The organism is Staphylococcus xylosus, assembly GCF_002732165.1.
Taxonomy (GTDB): domain Bacteria; phylum Bacillota; class Bacilli; order Staphylococcales; family Staphylococcaceae; genus Staphylococcus; species Staphylococcus xylosus.
The window spans coordinates 1-286 of sequence record NZ_MRZO01000024.1 but is presented as its reverse complement, the minus strand read 5'-3'; the positions used below and the strand labels follow the sequence as shown (position 1 = coordinate 286).

1 tRNA gene is annotated in these 286 nt (G+C 36.0%); it reads left to right on the top strand.

The window, feature by feature from the left end:
• Positions 1-107: 107 nt before the first annotated feature.
• Positions 108-184, top strand: a tRNA-Ile gene (locus BTM19_RS12900).
• The last annotated feature ends 102 nt before the right edge of the window (positions 185-286 follow it).

Here is a 286-nt window from a genome sequence, read left to right as displayed (position 1 = left end):
CCTTTCTAAGGATATATTCGGAAACATCTTCTTACGAAGATGAAATAGGAATAACATTGACATATTGTATTCAGTTTTGAGTGCTCATTAGAGTATTCAAAAAGAATGGGCCTATAGCTCAGCTGGTTAGAGCGCACGCCTGATAAGCGTGAGGTCGGTGGTTCGAGTCCACTTAGGCCCACCATTTTTTTGTACATTGAAAACTAGATAAGTAAGTAAAATTTATGATTTTACCAAGCAAAACCGAGTGAATTAGAGTTTTTTAACAAGCTTTGAATTCAAAAAG